General features: G+C 37.6%; 15 protein-coding genes and 1 pseudogene. 4 read left to right on the top strand and 12 right to left on the bottom strand.

What is annotated here, in order from left to right; all coding sequences use genetic code 11:
* Nucleotides 1-25: 25 nt before the first annotated feature.
* The 7 genes from PMAL9190_RS07635 to PMAL9190_RS07665 all read right to left on the bottom strand — a co-directional run bounded on the left by PMAL9190_RS07635 (nt 26) and on the right by PMAL9190_RS07665 (nt 11,175).
* On the bottom strand, nt 26-1,942 hold the full coding sequence (locus tag PMAL9190_RS07635; RefSeq protein ID WP_087844620.1) for a DUF262 domain-containing protein: 1,917 nt from the start codon (nt 1,940-1,942) through the stop codon (nt 26-28).
* A complete protein-coding gene (locus PMAL9190_RS07640; RefSeq protein WP_087844621.1) occupies nt 1,929-3,269 on the bottom strand; it encodes a DUF262 domain-containing protein in 1,341 nt (446 codons plus the stop codon). The genes PMAL9190_RS07635 and PMAL9190_RS07640 overlap by 14 nt, the downstream gene beginning before the upstream one ends.
* 2 nt (nt 3,270-3,271) lie before the next feature.
* Nucleotides 3,272-5,041, bottom strand: coding sequence for a restriction endonuclease subunit S (locus PMAL9190_RS07645; protein WP_087844622.1), 1,770 nt, complete (start codon nt 5,039-5,041; stop codon nt 3,272-3,274).
* A 2-nt stretch (nt 5,042-5,043) separates the two neighbouring features.
* Nucleotides 5,044-6,519 carry an N-6 DNA methylase gene (locus PMAL9190_RS07650; protein WP_087844623.1) on the bottom strand — a complete coding sequence of 492 codons (1,476 nt, stop codon included), beginning with the start codon at nt 6,517-6,519 and terminating at the stop codon, nt 5,044-5,046.
* A gap of 176 nt (nt 6,520-6,695) precedes the next feature.
* Complete coding sequence (hsdR, locus tag PMAL9190_RS07655) at nt 6,696-9,155, bottom strand: EcoAI/FtnUII family type I restriction enzme subunit R (protein WP_087844624.1); 2,460 nt, start codon at nt 9,153-9,155, stop codon at nt 6,696-6,698.
* A gap of 122 nt (nt 9,156-9,277) precedes the next feature.
* On the bottom strand, nt 9,278-10,654 hold the full coding sequence (locus PMAL9190_RS07660) for a DEAD/DEAH box helicase (protein WP_087844625.1): 1,377 nt from the start codon (nt 10,652-10,654) through the stop codon (nt 9,278-9,280).
* Nucleotides 10,648-11,175: a VspR family transcription factor gene (locus PMAL9190_RS07665; protein WP_087844626.1), complete on the bottom strand. Its 528-nt coding sequence runs from the start codon at nt 11,173-11,175 to the stop codon at nt 10,648-10,650. The genes PMAL9190_RS07660 and PMAL9190_RS07665 overlap by 7 nt, the downstream gene beginning before the upstream one ends.
* A gap of 102 nt (nt 11,176-11,277) precedes the next feature.
* On the opposite strand from PMAL9190_RS07665, the gene PMAL9190_RS07670 reads away from it, so the two are divergent.
* Nucleotides 11,278-11,586 (top strand): helix-turn-helix domain-containing protein, encoded by a 309-nt coding sequence (locus PMAL9190_RS07670; protein WP_065173056.1) that lies wholly within the window; start codon nt 11,278-11,280, stop codon nt 11,584-11,586.
* A 764-nt stretch (nt 11,587-12,350) separates the two neighbouring features.
* Here the strand turns inward: PMAL9190_RS07670 and PMAL9190_RS07685 are convergent.
* A complete protein-coding gene (locus PMAL9190_RS07685; RefSeq protein WP_087844628.1) occupies nt 12,351-13,289 on the bottom strand; it encodes an abortive infection family protein in 939 nt (312 codons plus the stop codon).
* 488 nt (nt 13,290-13,777) lie between these two features.
* On the opposite strand from PMAL9190_RS07685, the gene PMAL9190_RS07690 reads away from it, so the two are divergent.
* Nucleotides 13,778-14,920 carry a hypothetical protein gene (locus PMAL9190_RS07690; RefSeq protein WP_087844629.1) on the top strand — a complete coding sequence of 381 codons (1,143 nt, stop codon included), beginning with the start codon at nt 13,778-13,780 and terminating at the stop codon, nt 14,918-14,920.
* A gap of 252 nt (nt 14,921-15,172) precedes the next feature.
* Here PMAL9190_RS07690 and PMAL9190_RS07695 read toward each other — a convergent pair.
* Nucleotides 15,173-16,091, bottom strand: a pseudogene (locus PMAL9190_RS07695) (transposase).
* A 510-nt stretch (nt 16,092-16,601) separates the two neighbouring features.
* Between PMAL9190_RS07695 and PMAL9190_RS07700 the strand changes: the two are divergent.
* The gene (locus tag PMAL9190_RS07700; RefSeq protein ID WP_087844630.1) at nt 16,602-17,279 is read left to right on the top strand and encodes a hypothetical protein; all 678 of its coding nucleotides are present in this window, start codon (nt 16,602-16,604) and stop codon (nt 17,277-17,279) included.
* Nucleotides 17,280-17,428: 149 nt separating this feature from the next.
* The gene (locus PMAL9190_RS07705) at nt 17,429-18,544 is read left to right on the top strand and encodes an HD domain-containing phosphohydrolase (protein WP_159458372.1); all 1,116 of its coding nucleotides are present in this window, start codon (nt 17,429-17,431) and stop codon (nt 18,542-18,544) included.
* Nucleotides 18,545-18,570: 26 nt separating this feature from the next.
* Here PMAL9190_RS07705 and pcp read toward each other — a convergent pair whose 3' ends face one another.
* The 3 genes from pcp to PMAL9190_RS07720 are packed head-to-tail and all read right to left on the bottom strand — an operon-like array spanning nt 18,571 to nt 20,828.
* Complete coding sequence (pcp, locus tag PMAL9190_RS07710) at nt 18,571-19,209, bottom strand: pyroglutamyl-peptidase I (protein ID WP_087844632.1); 639 nt, start codon at nt 19,207-19,209, stop codon at nt 18,571-18,573.
* A 13-nt stretch (nt 19,210-19,222) separates the two neighbouring features.
* Nucleotides 19,223-20,128: a DUF979 domain-containing protein gene (locus PMAL9190_RS07715; RefSeq protein ID WP_087844633.1), complete on the bottom strand. Its 906-nt coding sequence runs from the start codon at nt 20,126-20,128 to the stop codon at nt 19,223-19,225.
* A complete protein-coding gene (locus PMAL9190_RS07720) occupies nt 20,121-20,828 on the bottom strand; it encodes a DUF969 domain-containing protein (RefSeq protein ID WP_087844634.1) in 708 nt (235 codons plus the stop codon). The genes PMAL9190_RS07715 and PMAL9190_RS07720 overlap by 8 nt, the downstream gene beginning before the upstream one ends.
* Nucleotides 20,829-21,138: the final 310 nt, after the last annotated feature.

The following is a 21,138-nucleotide window of genomic DNA, read 5'->3' on the forward strand; positions in this document are numbered from 1 at the left end:
CTAAGGATGCTATTTTTATAACAACCTAGTTATTCAAAACATTAATCATCTCTTTTTCATGATTCTGTATATTAGCCTTCCCTTTTCCTTCTGGCCCCCAATCGTCATAGCTCATCATAATGGCTTGTTTTAAACTCTCGGCACGATTATTCTCTTGATAGAATTTCTTCTTATCTTGTGGGGAGTAATTACTCAGCCTTGAGTTACTGCTTGGGGAAATGAGGCAAAGGTTTCCAAAGCGATCAACGTCTTCCATCTTTTTTGCTCCAGATGGATCGGTTTGTGGGAAGTAATGCTCAACAGATGTTCGGAATGAAAACTGAAAATCGTCAAAATGCTTTCCAAGTTCTTTTTTACCGATACCATCAAACGATTCATTGTTCGATAAACGCTTCCATAGTAGGTAATCCAACCTGTTAAACACAAAGTTCTGAACGCCTGTACCTTGATGCAATACCCCTGGCTCACTTTCACTAAACGCTAAACATTTATCGTTTGTGATTTCTTTAAAATAACGATCACTTAGGCGTTCAAGCTCTGCTAAGTACACTTCGCCATCAACAACAAAATTCGATTGTTGCGTTGTATTCTTATTCAAAATACTTAACGTATCGTTTAACCATCGTTTATAAACTAAAGCAGGGTTCGAGACATGGAACATTGCCAATATCATACGAACTTTTTCGTTATAATCGCCAGTCAACGCATTTGAATACTCAGGGCTTAGACTATTACCGTATTTGTACGCATTAAGTCTCAACAAACTCCACTTACGCTTCTCATCGTGTTGATCTGGTTTTATGACGTAACTATCAAATAGAATGCGATACTTAAGCAGCTCATAGACAAACGCTTTAGCACTCACCTTTAAGCCATCATCTTTAGAGATAAACGTATCGATTAGCTTCTTATCATCTAATGAAACGCTCTCTTCCGTATTCATTAGTTTTAACACATGAAGTAAAAAGTTGGAGAAGTCGATAACCGTACCAAAACGCTCTTCCTTCTCTCGCTCTTCATCATCACCGTTTGAGCTTGATGCTTTATGTTTGATGATATCTCGCAACGTCATGGCATCTTGCTTTTGCTGTTTGCTCGTATGCTTTTCTAAAATCGCATCAAAGTTAGCTGGCATTGTCTGCCAACTGTCACCGAATACGGCTTTTCGTAGGTCTGATTGAAAGCCCATCTGGGTATAACGCGTCATATTAGAACAAGCATCCCAGATAGTTGAAAAACAGCCCATTTCCTCATCATTATCCAATCTCTCCATGAATTTCGCTTTTAATACTTCATGCTTTTCTAGCTGTTCACCACGGTTGTTCATGATCTCAAAATAATGGTTAAGATCCGTTTGTGGTGGCACAACGACTCTCAGTATGGTGACGCTTTTTAATAGGTAATCGACGAACTGCTTGGTTTTCGCCTTATCATCTAAACCCTTGGCTTTGAAGTAACGCTGAATAATGTTGAAGGCAGCGTGAATATTGGGCTCTTCTGACTCGCCATTGGTATTACCCGAATAAATATCATCTAACGCTCTGGAAGACTTTGGGCGACTATCAAAGGTTAAGTTGATCGCTAACGCTTCAAGTTCATCGCAACCCAATACATTACGATGCTTTAGGTACGCCAACAAGATAGAAAGTGTGGTATGCCTTTGCTGACCGTCGATGGTTTCATAAACCACATGCGATTGCTGCGAATGCGTTGTGCGCTGATAAACCACAAGGCTACCCAGATAATACTTATCTTGTTTGGCGGTAACGGTTTCTTCTGCTTGGGTAATAAGCCCTGCGGCATCACTGATATCTTGAATAAGCTGTTCAATCTCTGTCGCGCCCCAAGCGTAGTTACGCTGATAAATAGGGATCACGTATTGCGTTTTGCTATCGAAAAGCGCTTTAACGGATAACTGCTCTACTTGATTAGTTTGACTCATTGAGACTTCCCGATTTCATTGCTTCAATAGACGCCTGTACGTCCTCAGCGTTGTTGAACTTAGGCTCTTTGATATACGGCGGCTGAAAGTTCAACACTTGCTGAGGGTGAACCGCTTTGTTAATGGCTCTGAATAACCCATTACGCGCTTTAGCGTGATTGTCTACCGACTCCATACCAATGCGTTGCAGTTCAAGGCGTAAGAAATAGCTCCAGCGATAACAAATCTGTGCTGCTTTCTCTAACTCCACCTCTCCGAATTTGTCGTAGTAATACATCACGGCACACAAAAATAGGTTTCGCACGTAGCTATCCCCTTTGCGGTTGCTAGCACTGTAATTAGCGTGTGTATCAACGAATGAAAATAGCTTTGAATCTTTACCGACAAATAAGGTTGAGTGAATCGCCATGTAGTGCTGAATGTACTCAAAGAAGCGCTTACCGTTGATCATCACCTGATCGACTTGGAATGGATAGCCCTTGGTTTGCTTGTCCCATTTACGAGCAGGATCGGCATTAAAAGTTTCAATCGCATAATCCAGCGCAAGCATGGAATCGACATAAGCGTACTGTGTGCTGTCTAGGTTAATACCTTTGAATACATCAATATTGTGACGACTAAACTGGATGCCGTAGTCACCATCAACCCAACGGCGCATACGGAACAAGAACTCCCCCATAATGGTGTGCAAATTCACAGACTCATCATCTGGGTTTACGCCCTGCTCCCACAAGCTTACGTGATGCAGACGCTCACTTTGCTCTGTTGAGTCCATCATTTCACGTAGGTGATACGCCTTAAGCAAATCATGAGGGGCAAGCGCTTTACCACGGGCATTTTGTGAATCGAAGAACTGGAATGCTTCACTCAAATCATCCAACGTAACTTGGATTAGCTCGCACTTGTTAAGTACAAAATTGAGTAGCTCCTGCTTTTCTGTAGTTGGAAGGCTCGCTACTCGCTCTGAGATAATCTGTGCATTATTTTTGAGGTTGTCGATACTGACCGATGATTCAAATCTATGCTCAAGCAGGCTAGATGAAATGCTGTTCTCTTCCTCATCCAGAATGGTGAAAAGCAAGGTTAGTGTCAGCAAGCGCTGCTGACCATCAACGATATTAAGTACTGCACTTTCTGAATTTTTGTCTTGATGCAGTACCACCGTACCAAGCCGATAACACGGCTTAGTACAGTGATGAATAATGTCATCAATCAGCTGATTAACGTGCTTAGGTTGCCATTTATATGGGCGTTGGTACTCAGGAATTATGAGTAATTTGTCCAACAACTGCGCAATGGTTTGAGGCTGATTAAAAACAATTGCCATGGTTATATAGCCTGTTCAACGATAGCGTCAGTAAGGTGTAGTTGAGTTGTTTGAGACTCGTTCAAACGAGCTTTAAGTTGATTGCAGAGAAAATTTAATTCATCAGCCTTTTCAACAATACGCTTTTGTTCCTTTGTTGGAGGAAGAGGAAAAGCAAAACTTCTTACCTTTTTTCCATTTAGTGCCGGTTGGGCACCGCCATGACCACCTTGCCTATGGGATTCGTATTTACTTTGCGCCCACAACCAAACATATTCAGGAATGATAAAATCTTCATTGAATACAAATGCGGCGACATTTTGATTTGTGCAAGCATCAACCCCAAGCAAAGCCGTTTGCCCTCTGGTTTTACCCTGTCCAATAATTGCCATTAACAAACTTCTTTTAGGGATTATTGATGTACTAGAGTTATCAAAACCTGCTTGAGTTATTTTTTCAGCCGTATCTACAATAACGCCATTAGCAACTTCACCAGATGAAACCCAGGGGATATCTCCATTCCAGAACTTAGACTCATGCCTTGATGGAGTACTCCCTAACCTGATATCGGCAAAATCTTGAACAACAATTTCTTTCCAGCTACTTGGAATAACACCAACGTTTCCAATTGGTTCGACACTTGGATGCTTTTTGATTTTCTTATCTTTGATTAACTGCGTTTTTTCTTCTGCGATACGCTCTAGCAGCACAGAGGCTGGTTCATCATTTGGATCTTGTGGGACAAGTTTACCCATCACAGCTAACTGCAAAATGGTTTGTTTTAGCTGATCGATGCTCTCTTCTGTGGTGAATAAGGTATCGAAGTGATCGCTAATGCAAGCCCAATTTTCCATTAACTCATCAGCATCTGCTGAGTTAGTTAATGTGTTAAGTAGCGTACTTACTAACAACTGATGCGCTTCAATGCTGGCTTCGGTTTGTTGTTCTAGCTGATCGCAGAGTGTCATTAATTCATCCACTTTAGCGACGATGCGGTGTTGTTCATCTTTTGGTGGAACAGGAATACACAAACTTCGGATTTGAGACAAATTCACTCTTTGTCTAGTAACACCTTTCGCTAGACCTGCAAACTGTTGGGCGACAATTGGAGAGTTAATGGCCAAGGTCAAATACTGCTTCTCTATATGATCGCTATCTAACCTAATCCGAACAATATCCGCTACAATGATGCCATATTTCAATGAGCTAGGAATAATACATGCTTTGCCCGTTGGTTCTCCGAGTTTATTAAGGACAATATCACCACTATGAAAACTATGCCGTTCTAATTCATCTGCTTTTTCTGGGGAAAGAAATTGTAGTCCATTATTCTTGAATACATTTCTATCTATATTTTGAATCCGAATAATAGGAACCCCAGAATCAACATATTCAGTAGCTTTTAATTTAGAACCAAAAGGACCATCAACGATATGATCAGAACTATTAATTACTAATTCTTCTACCCAAGGTAATGCCCAACCACTAGGTAATGATATTTTGACAGCTGGCATATCAGAAACTTGAGATGTTTTAGCTTTCCGAAGTTTTTTCTCCGCAATTAAATTAGCTTTTTCATCAGCAATTTTCTTAAGAAAAACGGTTGCAGGCTCATCACTCGGATCTTGTGGCACTAACTTACCGCGCACTGCCAATTCTAAAATCAGCTCACGGAGTTTCTTCACGCCATACAGCTCTAATTTTTTGCTGCTGCCACGCCCAGAAGTGGATTTGGTTTTTACCGCTGATGTCCACGTATCAATGTGTTGGGTGATTAACGATTCAACTGTCATGATCACGCCTCGCTGCCAGTCGATGATTTCAGCGCATCACCCAAGATGTTCTTTAATTGATTACGTAATTCTGCGATTTCTTGTTGCTGCTGTTGGTAGCTTGCCAATAGCTCTTGGGGATCATGGGCAATCACTTCTTCTTGGTGCGGATTTTTAATATCTAAGTTGAAGTTACGCTCGATGATCTCTTCAATCGAGACTTTCCATGCATGTTCATTTTCAACACGTGTTGCAAAACCGTCCGCTTCATTGCCCCACCAATCAATCTCTTGCTGGAACTCTTCAAACTTCATCGGCTTGGTCTTGCTGTAGTTCTTCACACCTTCTGGATATGGGTGCTCATAGAACCACACATCTCTAGTTGGCTTGCCTTTGGTGAAGAACAGAATATTGGTTTTAATGCCTGTGTATGGGTTAAATACCCCATTTGGCAAACGCACGATGGTGTGTAGATTACATTCTTCCGTCAGCATCTTTTTAATTTTGGTTTTAACACCTTCACCAAACAGCGTACCGTCTGGCAATACCACGCCTGCACGACCGTCTTGATCTAACACTTCCACAATAAGTTGTAAGAACAAATCCGCTGTTTCACGGGTTTGCATCTCGGCTGGGAAGTTCTTTTCGATGCCGTCTTCTTCCGTACCACCAAATGGCGGGTTGGTCGCAATCACGTTAATGTTGCTGTCCCAGTTCGCCAACGGTTTGTTTAAAGTATTACCGTGTTTGATTTGTACTGGTACTTCGATGCCGTGCAGCATCATGTTGGTAGTACATAACAAGTGCGGTAACTGTTTCTTTTCAACGCCATGAATTTGAGTTTGCAGTGTTTGATGATCTGCTGCGGTTTTCACGTAATGTTCTTTTACGTGATCCACTGAACATGCAAGGAAACCACCCGTACCACATGCTGGATCCATAATGGTTTCACCCAGCTTAGGATCGAGGCGATTAACAATAAATCGTGTTACCGCACGAGGGGTATAAAATTCACCCGAATTACCCGCACTTTGTAAGTCACGAAGAATTTGCTCGTAAATATCACCGAATAAGTGACGCTCTTTTGAATCGGTAAAATCAATTTCGTTAAGCTTATTGATCACTTGGCGAAGTAAGGTGCCGTTTTTCATGTAGTTAAAGGCATCACTGAATGCGGCTTTTACTACTAAACCACGGGGATTCTTCTCGCCATTAACAGGCATATTTTTTAGATGATGGAACAAGTCATCATTAACGAATTCAAGTAATTTTTCGCCTGTGATCCCTTCTGCATCTGCAGCCCAGTTACGCCATAAGTATTTTTCGTTTATCGGTGCTTGGTAATCATCTTGTTCAAGTTCTAATTCTTCTTCCTGAGCATCAAAAACTTTAAGGAATAATAGCCATGACATTTGACCAAGGCGCTGTGCATCACCATCTACACCTGCGTCTTTACGCATAATGTCTTGAATAGATTTAATTACCGAACTGATAGACATGTTTTACTACTTTAGCTAACTGAAATTGTGGGGAATTATAACAGAGTAGATGTTGAAATAACTGAGAGATACCAGTCTAAATTGATAGGTATTTGTTCAGTTACGACAAATTACAAGTTACTCGACTAGTTTTAAAACAACCCTTTCATACAAGTATGTGATGAAAGGGTCATCGTTTATGCGGATTGATCTAATTGAGGCTGATAGATAGCGGCTTCTAACTCATTAACTGCTTCTAAATATTGCGGTTTGCCGCCAAAGCCTTTTTTGATTATTTCTATTGGGCGCCCCATTTCATCAAACGGTTTTACCTTTAGAACGTGAATATTTTCAATCTCTTGAACACCTTCATCGGCATATTTTTCAAGTAGATTACTCAACACCTGCTGCGCTGTTTCACCGTACTTGGTAAAGTAATTACGCTTTTTAACATTGTCTGCACGCTCTTTTCGGGTTAGTGGTGGCTGGTCGTAAACGACATGACAAATCATATCGAATGGATCCATCTCTTTACCCACTTCTTGTTCTAATGCATCCCAAATAATGCCAAGCTCAGCTAATTCATCAATAATCGCTTGCTTGCGATCGGCATCATTCCAACGTTTGGTAAAATCGTCTAACGAGGAAAATTGCGTTGCCATAGCTTTACGTGTGTAGTCTTTAAATGACTCCGTCACTAACTTGCCATCACTATCGTAATATTGCACACGCTCAGCGATTTTAGTGACGGTGACACCTGACACATGGAATTTCTTCACTTCTTCCTGAACAGGATCATCAACACCTTGCGGCGTATTGTCCTCTCCTGATGGTGTATATGGCGGTGGTGTCGGCTCTAAAATTGTGTTCGGATCAATATCATCATCGCCAAATGGTGTTTCTGATGAATCTTCTCCATCAGTACCATTTACAATGTCATCCAGATCTTCTGGATTTTCAAAGTCATCAGGTGTCGCCACTTTTACTTGTTCAGGCGAACCATCAAAGCGTTCATCCGCAAATAATTCTGTCGCTTTTTTAAAATCTAAAATCGAAAACCATAGTTTACCGTAGCGATCATCAATGCGCGTTCCGCGACCAATAACTTGCTTAAACTTTGTCATCGATTTAATCGTCGAATCAAGAACAATTAACTTACACGTTTTTGCATCAACTCCAGTGGTCATTAATTCTGAGGTTGTTGCAATAACTGGATATGCTTTTTTCGGGTTAATGAAATTATCTAGTTGAGCTTTACCAATTTCATCATCACCAGTAATTTTCATTACGTACTTTTCATTCTTAGCCATTTGCTCAGGGCAGCAGTTGGCAATGGCACGACGCATACGCTCTGCATGGTCAATATCGTTACAAAAGACGATGGTTTTTGCCATTGGATCCGTACGTTTTAAATAGTTCGTGATGGTTTGAGCAACTAATTCTGTGCGTTCATCAATCACCATGGTCCGATCGAAGTCTTTCTGGTTGTAGATTCGATCTGTAATGGTTTCACCGTGTTTATCTTTTTGCCCTTTTATTGGTCGCCAACCTTGTAAATCAACGTCTAAATCAACACGAACCACTTTGTAAGGTGCAAGGAAACCATCTTCAATACCTTGTTTTAACGAATAGGTATAGACAGGATCACCGAAGTATTCGATGTTAGAAACTTCATCGGTTTCTTTGGGTGTTGCAGTTAACCCTATTTGAGTTGCAGAGCTGAAATACTCTAAAATCTCTCGCCATGCGCTATCTTCTGACGCACTACCCCGATGGCACTCATCCACAACAATTAAATCAAAGAAGTCTGGACTGACATTCTTAAATATTTTCTTGTCTTCTTCTTGTCCTGTCATAGCTTGATATAAGCCAAGATGAATTTCAAAAGCAGGATCAATACTACGATTACCAATTTTGGTCATTGCGGTATCAAACGGCTGAAAATCATTATTTTTGGTTTGATCGACCAAAATATTACGATCAGCCAAGAAGAGAATACGTTTCTTAGCGCCTGATTTCCAAAGACGCCAGATGATTTGAAAGGCGGTATAAGTTTTGCCCGTACCTGTTGCCATCACCAACAATATACGGTTTTCACCAGAAGATACGGCTTCAATGGTTTTATTAATCGCATTTAATTGATAATAACGGGGTGACTTACCACTACCATCGTCATGATAATCTTGCGTAATCAATGGTAATTGAGTGTCAGCATACCCTTTCCATTGGCAGTACTTTTCCCACAACATTTGAGGTGTCGGAAAATCTTCTAAACTAATTTCAGACTCTAGCTTTGCTGGATTAGTTTTATCATGAAAAATAAAACCGTCACCATTACTAGCAAAAACGAATGGAACTTCAAGCAATGATGCGTAATCCAAACCCTGCTGCATGCCTTTGCCGATTTCGTGCTTGTTAGCCTTAGCTTCAACAACGGCAAGTGGAATACTCGGCTTGTGGTACAACACAATATCAGCAGATTTCACCTTTTTACGAGCCGCAATTTGACCACGTACGACGACCTTACCATCTCGTAATTTTACTTCCTGGCGTATTTGCGTCATATCATTCCAGCCATTAGCTTTAATAGCTGGAAGGATAAACTTAGAAATAATGTCGGCTTCAGAAAGCTGAGATTTGGAAAATTTTTCGACCATATGACTTTCATTCCATCTGTTATTGCAGATGATTATATAACAAAGTTCATATGATAGTAGTATTTGATCGTAACAAGATTTGTTATTTATGTAGTTTGATCACATAGTTAGCTTCACTTTAATTAACTAAAAGCTGCAATCACTCGCTCTCTATATTGCCCTAATTTGATACGTTCAGATTCTAGATATATCATTTCACTACTACTTTTAGAACTATTTGACACTTCGTCTTCCCAATCAATTAAAATTGAAGAACAGACACTATCTGTAGTCGTACTACTTTCTGTAACTTTTTCTTCCGTGCAACTAATGATGTCTTTAACTGGCTGAGCAGCATCGATATATAAACAAGACTCTGGTATATCTTGCTCTAGACGTTCAGCAAACTCGACCAAGTTACTTTCAGCAAATGTATAAAGCCATGCATCTTGATTAACGCTATTAGTTACACGCAAAATACGCCCCAATACCTGTCTAAAATACAACTCAGTTTTAACTGCACTTAAGTGACAACAAACTTGAAGTCTTGGTATATCAGTACCTTCACTAATCATTCCCACACTGACTATCCATTGTGTTTTATCATTTCTAAAACGTTGAATTTCTTCCATTGGAGATTGATGGTGATAAGTAACGATTGAAACAGTTTGCTTAAGTTCAACATCTAACAACTTTTGTATCCATTTAGCGTGTGATACTGAAGCTGCAACAATCAGCCCTGCTGCGTTAGGTGTTCTTTTTCTAATCTCGCTGAGCTTTGTACAAGCTAGATTTAATATATAGATAACAGCAGATTGATTATGAATAATCGATTTGTATGACGCTTTTGTATGTTGAAGTAATTCAGCAATTGATGGAAATGAGTGGCTAGATTCATCTTTAATCGATAAACCTTCATTATCAACCAATACAATCTTAGGCCGACGACAGACATTATCGTTAACAGCTTGATTTAACGTGTATTGATAATCACAGACTAGCATTCCTTCAGGATCAGAATATTCTGCCATTGCTATGGGTAAACGATCAGAGCGCCAAGGTGTACCCGATAGCGCTAATGTATATTTAGCCAGCCGCTGTACTTTACATACGACTTGCTCTCCCCATGAATTACTTTTCCCATCCTCGTCAAACGAACAATGATGGATTTCATCAAACACGACAAAAATTCGATACTTCTTTAACGTTTCCCAAAAGGAATCATCAAGATATTTGATGCTTTGGTATGTGTACGATGCCCCTAAAGTCCCTAACCCGCCACTAAACACGCATGATAAATAAGATGAAAATGTCGCTTTGATTCCCTCTGCTACTGCAGAAGAAGGCGAAAAACAGAGTACTAAGTCTATTTCGTCATTATCCAATAATGATTTAGCGACATTTGCGGCCATGATGGTCTTTCCTGCACCTGGAGTCGCTTGACAAAAGAAATGCGAATGTCCCTTTATATATTTATCTAACGCTTTATTAGCGCATTCCGACTGCCAAAACCTCAGCATAAGGACACCTTACTATTTTTTACCTGCAAACGATTTGTTAACGCATTTACTTTGCCCAAAAGTTTAGCGGAACGTTCTTTAGCGGTATTAAAAAGCGGGATCAATATTTCCTCGTCATTCGGGAAACGATTTAGTAATGATTGATATTCCTCTACTTCGCCCAGTGTAATCGCGAGCTCCGCCTCATGCTCCTTTTTCTCTTGAACTAGGATCTCGATAATGTTGCCAACACAAATTGATGATTTTACTTTTTCATCACTTTTTGGCGCAAAAGATTGAGCTCGAAATTTATCTGTTATTGAGTAACGTTTATCTCTTCTTTTGCCTAAAGATGTTAGCCATCCATTTTTTTCAAACGATAGAAGTTGTCTATATACATATTGCCTTGCTTCTTCTTTATCAGTAAACGACACATCTTGACTCAGTAACGCATCTCTAAGCTCTATCACCGAAAAATCATCCATCTTATTTTCAATCAATAGGTTAAACATATGAGCATTTATTTTGATGATTGTATTCATGTGTAAATTTAGACCAATAAAAAACTTAGGATTGCTAAGTATACAAAAATCAGTAAAACTTAGACAATCTAAGTTATCTATAGGTTTAAAAGAAATGTCTAAGTGGAATACAACAACCCCATTCCAGCGAGGCTCAAAGCTGCGCGCAAAAAAGCAAAAATCACCCAGAAGGATTTAGGGGTGAAAATTGGTATGGAAGAAAGCTCGGCGAGTGGCCGAATGAATCATTATGAAAAAGGGCGTCATGTACCAGATATTGGTACTTTGAAGCGTATGGCTGAAGAGCTAGGCGTTCCGCTGCATTATTTCTTCTGCGAGAATGAATTAAGCGCAGAGCTTGTGTGCGCCATTGAAAAACTAAGTGATGAAGATAAAGCTTCGCTACTTGAAAAGTTGCTTTCCTCTGATTAAACAAATCTTTTATCTACTCTAAAACTGCTGTAACTCACTATATGTTTCAAAGTACGATATTCAATACTTAGTACGTCAATCCCGACATATTCCCTTGGTAGTTATCGTAATGACAAAGTCGCTTGGTAATTACGATACGACAGAATCGCTTGGTGATCACACTGAGCTAGCCAAGATAGCTAGCTCGTTGTTGGACATAAATTGGTTAGATTATTTGCTCTATTTCGACAGGTAGGCATTAGGAAAAGTAATGCCTAACGTATTTTCAACATTACCCCCTGTATCATTTGTAATATTTACTTATGTAAAGTGGCTTGGGCTTACCAACACTTCGGATAGGTGTCGGCTTCGCGACACATATCCTTATTTGTTAGCGCTATTTACTTACGCCCCTTAAATGGCTAACGATCTAACCAACAATTCCAGTTCAGATAACCATCATCAAACTCAATGAACTTGATTAAAACCAATGGCAAGAGCCTACACAAAGGCGAAAAATAGTCTGTTAACTTGAAGGTGTCGCCATTTTTAGTAGTTTTTTCAAGCTGTCCATTATGAAACAAGGCGTTTCGTAAATGGACATATGTCATTACTGATTTATAGTGGGAGTCGAGATTTTCCTGCTTTACATCAAAGCCACTTCAAAGACCCTGTCAGGAACCAAGTCAACGCTCTCAATACTGATGCCTTCAATTCCATTTTAAACATTAAACGCAACTCATAGTAAAAATGCCACGCATTGCGAATCACTCTTAAACAGTTTTTTATGCGATTTTTGACTCTGCGGTAGTAAGAAAAACTAACGTTGAAGCAGTCATATGTAGCATATATGCAACTAAGTATTCAGGAATTTCAACAGACTCTGAGCCTTGACCGTGACCACTCAGTTTATTCCTACCTGTTGGAACACTACTTTCAAGCAAGCTTCTTAATGAGGTCATTTGTTGCTGCCAAAAAGCTGGTATTAGTCCGTTATCAAAGCATATTTGAATCAAACCTTTAGACGTTACATTTGGTTGATACTTCCACCCCTGCTTATCACAAATTGATTTCATAGTACTTTCAAATGACTTTAAACAGTCGTTCAATGACTCTTTGTATCTACCATGACGATAATGTTCGTATGCAACCAGAAACTCTTCTTGAGCGCCCCCATAGTGCTTTTGATTCAGCAGCTTCAACGCTGGTTTGACAGCTTCTGAATGAAGCAATTCTGAATCAACTCTAATAATTTCATTTCCAGTAAATTGAAAACCTATACCATGTTCTTTAAATCGCTTGTTTAACTCGTCTATAGCTTTATCGGCAATATCGGCGGCATTGTGACGACGTAAGTATCGGTGCTCACGAGTAAATGTATTTATAACTTTGAAAGTAAGCTCAACTATATCTAGTTGCTTTTCAACGTTCTCTTCACGTAAAAAGTAATTAGCTAGCTCCTCAATGTAATGACGGTTTCCATACTGTTCATTATGTGGGAGCTTAAACAAACCATATTCTCGACACAAAGTTTCGACTACAAACTTGTATGCTTGCTTGACATCATCGTAATTCCAATATTGATCTCCTTGCCCGAGAGTATCACTCCAAATATGAATAATTTGTACTCTTAGCGGGTTAGGTAATGTGTCATATGTATATACATCTGGCACATCGCCTCTTAGTCTTTTTTGTCGTTTTGAGAAGAGGTCAAATACACCCATTCGTTTTTCCTTTTATTACTCTGCTCTATGTAAAATCGCATAATATTTTATTAAAAATCGTTGAAAATATGCAATGACGCACTTATAGAATCACGCGATTATAATCATTTTAAGTAATAAATATCATGAACTTGATTGCATTTTTTTGTTTCAAAGTGTTTATTTGAAATGTAGAATGTAAGAAATGTATTAGAGAAGCCTGAGCAGCAGAAGAATATGTAAACAAAACTAATCCAAAATCACATTAACGTGATATAAAAAAGTAAAAATTCTAAGTAGAAATGCTCTCTTTTGGTTCACCCGCAGAACCTTCGATCTTAACTATTATAATTTAAGTTACATTTTTAAGGATATACTTAATATAAACACTATAATCTTTGATACCATAGTGCTTATAACGAAAATTATTTGCTATTTTTAATAAAAATCTTATCATCTAACAAAAAAGAACTACACTTTTAAAATAACATTAAAATGGTATAATTTAAATGGTCACTAATAAAGTTTTAGATGAAATATTACGTAGCCAAGGTCCTTTTGATGAAAGCTTACATAGCTTTTTATTAAGAATAATATGGAATTATGACCCAACAATAAAACCTATTGGAGTTATTAAAAAATCAGGAGGATTTGTATATTCTCCTTTCTGTCACAAAAATATAGAGCACTTATTTAGATCTTACCCTGACCATGTTTTATTAGAGATTATAGATATAAACGAAACAATTAATGGTGAAAAAAACTCAATTTTCGATTGTCCAGCTAATTATACTTACAGAATAAAAGATACATTTTTCCCCAATAAAAATAAAAATGAAAAAAGGCTAATTTACAAAGACATAAAATATTGTTTAGCGTGTATAAATGAAAGCATAAAGTCTTTCGGCTATGGATATTTTAGAAGTTTTTGGGAAATAGATAATAAATGTTTAATACATCATTCCCCATTAAAAAAAATACCAATTATTAATATAACAAAAACTATAAAATCCATCAAAATGATAATGAAAGGGATAGAGCCAAAAGGTGCAATTGAAGTTAAAATACAAAAAAAAGAATATAAAACCCCAGTTAATCCTGATGACTGCTTAAATGAGAAATATTTATTCCCCATTAAGTTTGCCGATTGTTTAATGCACCCTTTTGCAATATGGATTATTAAAAATAAAGATAAATTTAAATCGAACAACTTAAAGACGCTGGCATTCAAAGCAATAGCTGAATATATTGACTGTGACAATAGAAGTAATATAACTAATGATATGTTAATTAAAAAAAGATTTACGTATTTTCATCTTTTATGTTCATCAGAAGAACCAAATATGCTATCCGATTTTTATTTGAATCATGTTGATTTTTTAGAACTATATCTAGGACCAAGAGAAGAAGGAGTTATAAAAGAAATTTATTCAAAAAGTAAAGAACATAAATGCAGTACATGTAATTTACAGCACTGTACAATAAAAAATGGTACAACTCATAAACCATTATCACGAAAAAAAATTAATTCTGATTTCTTATTTAATAGTTCATATACTTTAAATAGAATTGCGATGCAAGGTAGAGCAATAAAAATACTAGGTTCAGAGCCATGGACTCCGATAGATGTTTGTATAGAATCCAAAATCTAAGTTAATATTTGTAAGGTTAATGAGTAAATATAAACAATAAACCAATTAATGAAAATAGCATATTAAAATCACAAAAATGGAGAATTACTGATGTTTTAATAATAACCAAAAGTGGGATATAACACCGTCTCTTTCTATTAAGGACTCTCTATTTTTATCATTCTACACTACAATCATAGCCATACTCATACAGATATTTAAAAACAAAAAGTTACACTCACCATATAGGTATAAAATATGCTTCTCAACTGCCTACATACCAAACCCATTAAAAGATGCAGTTTTTATAACCTGAAAGTTATCATTAATTCGAGATACCAACACGCCAGCAATCTCTGGAAGATCTACAATAAAAAAATTGATCTATTACAGCCTTGAACTCTCCTTTGGTTTTGAAATAAACATTGTTTCTCTACTTTTCATTTATGGCCTTACATAGCCGTGATGATACCCCGCATTATCTAAGATGATATGAAGTTTGTGGGTTAATGGGTAGCTATCTCTTAAATTACAGAAAAAGCAAACAATAGTTTCACTGTTTATACTCTCATAACCATAAATAATGGTTGCCCTAATATCCGACAGGTTCAGTGCGCCACGGCTACAATTACCCATTGTTTCAATCTATTTATCTTGACCTGTATGTATCCAGACATGAGATATTTTTATTAATAATGTTGGGTGAAAAGTGTTGATAAAGACTATCTATTCATCCTGTCCACAGCTTGCCTTTAGCGCTTCATAAACCTCAATATATGCTTACTATTTTCTTGTATGGCGCGCCTTTCGGTTACTTGTAACTAAAGCCATTTGTTCATACTAGAAACCATGTAATCAGGTCAAATACCGCTTTAACGTAGATGGCAATCTGATGAGTGTGAGAATAGGTTTTCTCAGTCAAATACTCGATTAGGTGCATGATTTAAGTTACTGAAAAATTACTTTGACTTCCACCGTTTTCAGGCTTAAGTTTTTTAGAAAAAACGTAGTCGCTGGGATGACGGACAACGTTCGATTCATGAATACGAAGATCTTGAAAAATCATAATCTAACTCCACCAGCAAAACAGACTTTATGCGATCGTAAACTCAGCTATCACGCTCAATGTCGTGGATTTTTCGAATTGTAGTTTCTATTGATGAGTCAGTATGATTTTCATGGCGCTTAGCATGATCCTGATTCTATCTAGATCAAGTATCTTCAATGTTCACGGGGACATTTGTATGCATTTACAAATACTTAAATTTGTACAGTCATCATTAAAACCCAATAATTAGTGTACAAACTTTATTATACCATTTTTATTAGTGTACAAACTTTATTGTGCCAATACAATAATTCACAATAACTAATTTATTCACATAATTTATAAGCGGATCTTTGATTCGCTTTTTTTATATTTTTAATACACCTTTCTTATAATTAAGAACAGTCAAACGCCTGTCACACTTTTATATAACCACAACATATAGTTAGCATTAAAATAAAATTTCACTTTAAATAAAAACCATTAACAAAAGGCTATAAAAAACATAAAGCATTGATTAAAAAGAAAAAACAAAGCCAGAAACATTAATGGCTTTTATTCATGAATAACCTACCCTGTAAATATAGTTGTTTTAAATAACTAAAAAATCACATTTAAATTTAATCGACAATATAAATATACAAAGGAAGTGCTATGAATAAATTTATTTTAGCTACATTCATCACAACGGCATTGCTTGGCTGTAACTCTAATGATGGCGAAGATATTATTGTTGATAAAGTTGGATTAGATATTTCGGCTCTAACTGAACAACAAAAACAAGATTACGCTCAAGTTTCTACAGACATCAATGCATTAGTTTTAGATGTGGCAGGCACTTGTGTTGATAAACAAGAACAGATCAACGCAGATTTCACAACATTAAGATGTAATATTGCCGATCATCTTACCGATATCGCTAAAACTGAGTATTCAACAATCACACTTGTTGAGGGAAAACTTGATATTACTCGTGAAAATAACGCACGGTTTATTATCAAGACAGACGAAGATGTGAAGTTTAATGCACCGACGATTAGCAGCGAGGCTCTTAGTTACCGTCTAAGTAGCGATAATAGTATTACCGTTCAAATATCAGATGAAGACGACCAAATACTCACCGCCAGTTTCCGTGGTTTTTATACTAACGGCAGTCTTTCTGATAATGGTTCTTGGACAACTGAATCGATCAAAGACCAATCTTTTATCTTCACTGATGACGAAAACACTCAACTTATCGCACTCACTGAGGGTCAAGCCAAACTGATAGGAAAAGACGAAAAAAGCTATAGCTGGTCAACAGATACAATGGGGAAAGTCGTTCTGAAATAATCATCATGACATAGGAATAGCGTCAATATAGCGCTATTCCACTCCACAATTTAAAAAAATAATGCATATAGCAAATAAATAGCTATACAAATAAATTTTCCTGATCAAATATAAATCAATATGCATATATTATGAAAAGGATTTTTTTGATGTATTCATTCCTAAACTCAACCCGTTCTCTTAAAGAGCGGTTAAATCTATTCGTTGCTTCCGTGCAAAATTTATATCCCGAAATTATCGGTATCGCTGTGACTCGAATAGATGATCACGATAATTTATATTCCGTTTATCGAAGTGCTGATTATGGCGATAATTTCCCAACATTTATTGAGTCTATCAGTAAATCACCACGTTTAAGTAAAATGCGCTCGTCATTAGAGCCAAGTATTATTGATAATATGCTTTGTCACCAATCATCAGTAAAGCGTATTCATTTACGGCTATTACAAAGTAATTGTATTTCAAGCATGGCCTGTCCAATTTACACTAATGGTACTTTTATTGGCGTACTGTTTATTAATGCCAAAGTAAAAGATTTTTTTAGCGAAAAAGTCAATTATTTTACGGCTTTCTCTCTTCTTATCACGCTTCTTATTAGTGATGATTTTAATAATAAAAAAGCATTTCATTCTATTGTTAAAACAGTCTTATTGTTAAGTCACCACAAAGATCCAGAAACTCAAAACCATTTAAAAAGAGTGGCTGAATATAGCCGTTTAATCGGGCTTTATTTGGCAAAAAGAAAAAAGTGTGATGGTGACTTTGTTGATTCAGTTTATCATTTCTCCGACATGCACGATATCGGTAAGTCTCTTATTCCAGAAGATATTTTATACTCTACAGAGATATATACCGCAGAGCAAAGAGCGATAATGAACCAACACCCTGAATTAGGTTGTCAGTTATTATCCAACATATTAACGACCTTTAAATATGATAATAACCAAGAACTGGATATTATTTTAAACATTATTCGTCATCATCATGAACGCTATGATGGAAAAGGATACCCTAGTCAACTCAAAGGTACTGATATTCCATTAGAAGCTCGTATAGTAACGGTAGCGGATGTTATTGATGCATTGTTAAGTCACCGACCTTATAAACAACCGTGGTCAATCGACGATGTTGAACTGTATTTAATCAATGGTTCAGGCACTCTGTTTGATCCCTTATGCATTGATGCCATTTTAGATTCACTTGATAAAATCACACTAATTCAAAGCCGCTATCCCGATATTATTGAAGAAGAGCTACCGGTGTAGCTCTTATATCAATTTATCAACAATAATTAGCAGATAGTACCGCCAGTTAATTGAATATCTTGCTCATTATCAATCACAGCTTGAGCGGCCACCTTTAAACCTTCAGCAATCATCACTAACGACATACTCGGTTGTTCAGTGAGTGCTGCTTGTTCTGGTAAGAGGGGAATATGAATAAAACCATGCCCAATATCAGTATCACGTAAATAATGCTGCACACCATAAAATAAGTGATTACAGACAAAAGTACCTGCTGTATTAGAAACCTGACACGGAATACCTGCTTGTTGTAACGCTTGCGTCATCGCTTTAATAGGCAAGGTTGAGAAGTATCCATCAGGACCATCAACAACAATCGGTTGATCAATCGGTTGATTACCTTCGTTATCTGCAATACGAAAATCATCAATATTAATTGCCACACGCTCTGGTGTGATCGCCGCACGTCCACCCGCTTGACCAACAGTGATCACATAATCTGGCTGATGGTATTTAATCGCTTCAATCACGGTGTCGATTGCTTTAAAACGCGTAACAGGGACTTGGCAGATAACAATTTTACCGTTATTAAGTGTCACATCCTCAAGTAATTTAACCGCTTCTAATGCAGGGTTAATTGCAGCGCCACCAAAAGGCTCAAATCCGGTAATTAGTATTTTTTTCATGGTTATTTGTCCTTTAAAAAGCCAACGTGTACATTAAGACAATATTGAAGGCTAGCATCACTAAGCCTGGTAAAAATTGCGTCATAATTATTTGATTTTTATTCTTAATTTCTAATAATGCTGCAGGAACAACATTGAAGTTAGCGGCCATTGGAGTCATTAATGTACCGCAATAACCCGAGAGCATGCCTAATACACCCACGATTGCTGGGTTACCGCCTTGCTCAATGATCAATAATGGAATACCAATACCGGTCGTGATCACTGCAAACGCAGCAAAACCATTGCCCATAACTACCGTAAATAACATCATCCCCACACAATAAGCGACAACATAAGCTTGCAGGTTATTATCTGGCACTATCATCTTTACTAATTGTGAAACGGTATCACCGACCCCTGCTTGACTAAATAAATAACCTAATGCGGCTAAAAATTGTGACAATATTGCTGCCCAGCCAATACCATCAATTAAGCGACGGCCCTCATTAATACTTTGCGTTGCGGTTCCTTTAGTGATCATTAACGCAACACCAATCGCCAACACAGAGCTAATACCAAGCCCTGTAAGTGCACCTAAATCAGTACATTGACTGACCACAATCGTACCAATTGGAATCAGCACTGCAGGAATAAATAATTTATTTTTAAGCGCAATCGCACTCTTTGCCTTAGTGCTTTCGTCGGTAGTGTTATAGGTGCCGATCCCCATAAAGCCACCCGTTGCCAGCAAGGTTAAGGCTAGTACTAATAAGCCGGTGACCCAGTGAGGCATCAAGGGACCACACATAAAAGTGATACCATAAATCAGCCAAAATGCCCCTGTGCCCCACCGTTTAGCACTACTCTTATCGGCAAAACTTTGTATCGCAAAAGCAATCAGTAATAAACCTGTGGTTTGATAAACATACTCAAGCATTATTGTGCTCCTTTAGTGGCACTGATTGGGTAGCCGAATGACGCGCTAAGCGCATATCTTCCAATTTGCAACACACTGCAAAGACGGCAAAAGAAGCAATCGCTGTTGGAAGTGCCCACAAGTACATTTGCTCAAGTTCCACCTCAATACCGTTATCTTCCATCACGCCTTTAATCAGTAACAATCCACCCGCGCCAATGAACAATAGCTGACTAAAGAAATTACCAAAGTTTTCACTCACGGCAGATAAGCAACGAATACGTTGGCTTTGGTTATCAGTTAACTCACCCACTTGCTTTTCTGCGGCGGCTTCAGCCATTGGCGCTATTAACGGACGGATCATTGATGGGTGTCCACCTAAATGTAATCCCATACCATTGGTCAATTTACGTAATGCAAGATAGGTTAGTAATACACGACTCACTGAGGCACTTTTCATACTACCAATTAAAGTTTCAGCGCGTTGACGTAAGCCATAACGTTCTAAAATGCCTATCATAGGTAATATAAGAATAAACAGTGACATGTAACGGTTTTTGGTAAATGACTCCCCTAAAATAGATAAAATCTCAAATAATGGAATGTGAGCCACTAAACCGGTAACAACACCTGCGGTTAAAATAACGAGTAAGGTATTTAATTTAAATGCTAATCCTACTGTAATGATCACTACACCAATTAATGGCCATAAATCTACCATGTACGTCTCCTGTTATTTGAATAACATGCAATAACCCCATACGCATTTAGCGTGCAGCTATCGCTATTAATAATCGTGATATTTAACGGAGATTACGAAAATAAATTTGTGGTTTCCAGTTAAATTTTGTGACCAACAACCAGTACAAATAACAAAAAAAGACTAATAAACAATAATTTATAAAAAAGATTAAATTAAAGACTGGGATTATTCTCACAACAAATAAATATCCTTAGTTATCATGCAAAATATAATACTACTCATGGTGATAACAAAAAGATTAAATTGATACGATGCGCATAATAATTGA

Source organism: Photobacterium malacitanum (assembly GCF_900185615.1).
In the GTDB taxonomy this organism is placed as follows: Bacteria; Pseudomonadota; Gammaproteobacteria; order Enterobacterales; family Vibrionaceae; genus Photobacterium; species Photobacterium malacitanum.

What these genes read in the sequence shown, in the direction of transcription:
- PMAL9190_RS07720 (WP_087844634.1), bottom strand. Translation starts at nt 20,828, where the DNA reads ATGGTAGATTTATGGCCATTAATTGGTGTAGTGATCATTACAGTAGGA.
- hsdR (WP_087844624.1), bottom strand. Translation starts at nt 9,155, where the DNA reads ATGGTCGAAAAATTTTCCAAATCTCAGCTTTCTGAAGCCGACATTATT.
- PMAL9190_RS07665 (WP_087844626.1), bottom strand. Translation starts at nt 11,175, where the DNA reads ATGAATACAATCATCAAAATAAATGCTCATATGTTTAACCTATTGATT.
- PMAL9190_RS07650 (WP_087844623.1), bottom strand. Translation starts at nt 6,519, where the DNA reads ATGTCTATCAGTTCGGTAATTAAATCTATTCAAGACATTATGCGTAAA.
- PMAL9190_RS07645 (WP_087844622.1), bottom strand. Translation starts at nt 5,041, where the DNA reads ATGACAGTTGAATCGTTAATCACCCAACACATTGATACGTGGACATCA.
- PMAL9190_RS07715 (WP_087844633.1), bottom strand. Translation starts at nt 20,128, where the DNA reads ATGCTTGAGTATGTTTATCAAACCACAGGTTTATTACTGATTGCTTTT.
- PMAL9190_RS07640 (WP_087844621.1), bottom strand. Translation starts at nt 3,269, where the DNA reads ATGGCAATTGTTTTTAATCAGCCTCAAACCATTGCGCAGTTGTTGGAC.
- PMAL9190_RS07685 (WP_087844628.1), bottom strand. Translation starts at nt 13,289, where the DNA reads ATGGGTGTATTTGACCTCTTCTCAAAACGACAAAAAAGACTAAGAGGC.
- PMAL9190_RS07660 (WP_087844625.1), bottom strand. Translation starts at nt 10,654, where the DNA reads ATGCTGAGGTTTTGGCAGTCGGAATGCGCTAATAAAGCGTTAGATAAA.
- PMAL9190_RS07690 (WP_087844629.1), top strand. Translation starts at nt 13,778, where the DNA reads ATGGTCACTAATAAAGTTTTAGATGAAATATTACGTAGCCAAGGTCCT.
- PMAL9190_RS07700 (WP_087844630.1), top strand. Translation starts at nt 16,602, where the DNA reads ATGAATAAATTTATTTTAGCTACATTCATCACAACGGCATTGCTTGGC.
- pcp (WP_087844632.1), bottom strand. Translation starts at nt 19,209, where the DNA reads ATGAAAAAAATACTAATTACCGGATTTGAGCCTTTTGGTGGCGCTGCA.
- PMAL9190_RS07635 (WP_087844620.1), bottom strand. Translation starts at nt 1,942, where the DNA reads ATGAGTCAAACTAATCAAGTAGAGCAGTTATCCGTTAAAGCGCTTTTC.
- PMAL9190_RS07705 (WP_159458372.1), top strand. Translation starts at nt 17,429, where the DNA reads ATGTATTCATTCCTAAACTCAACCCGTTCTCTTAAAGAGCGGTTAAAT.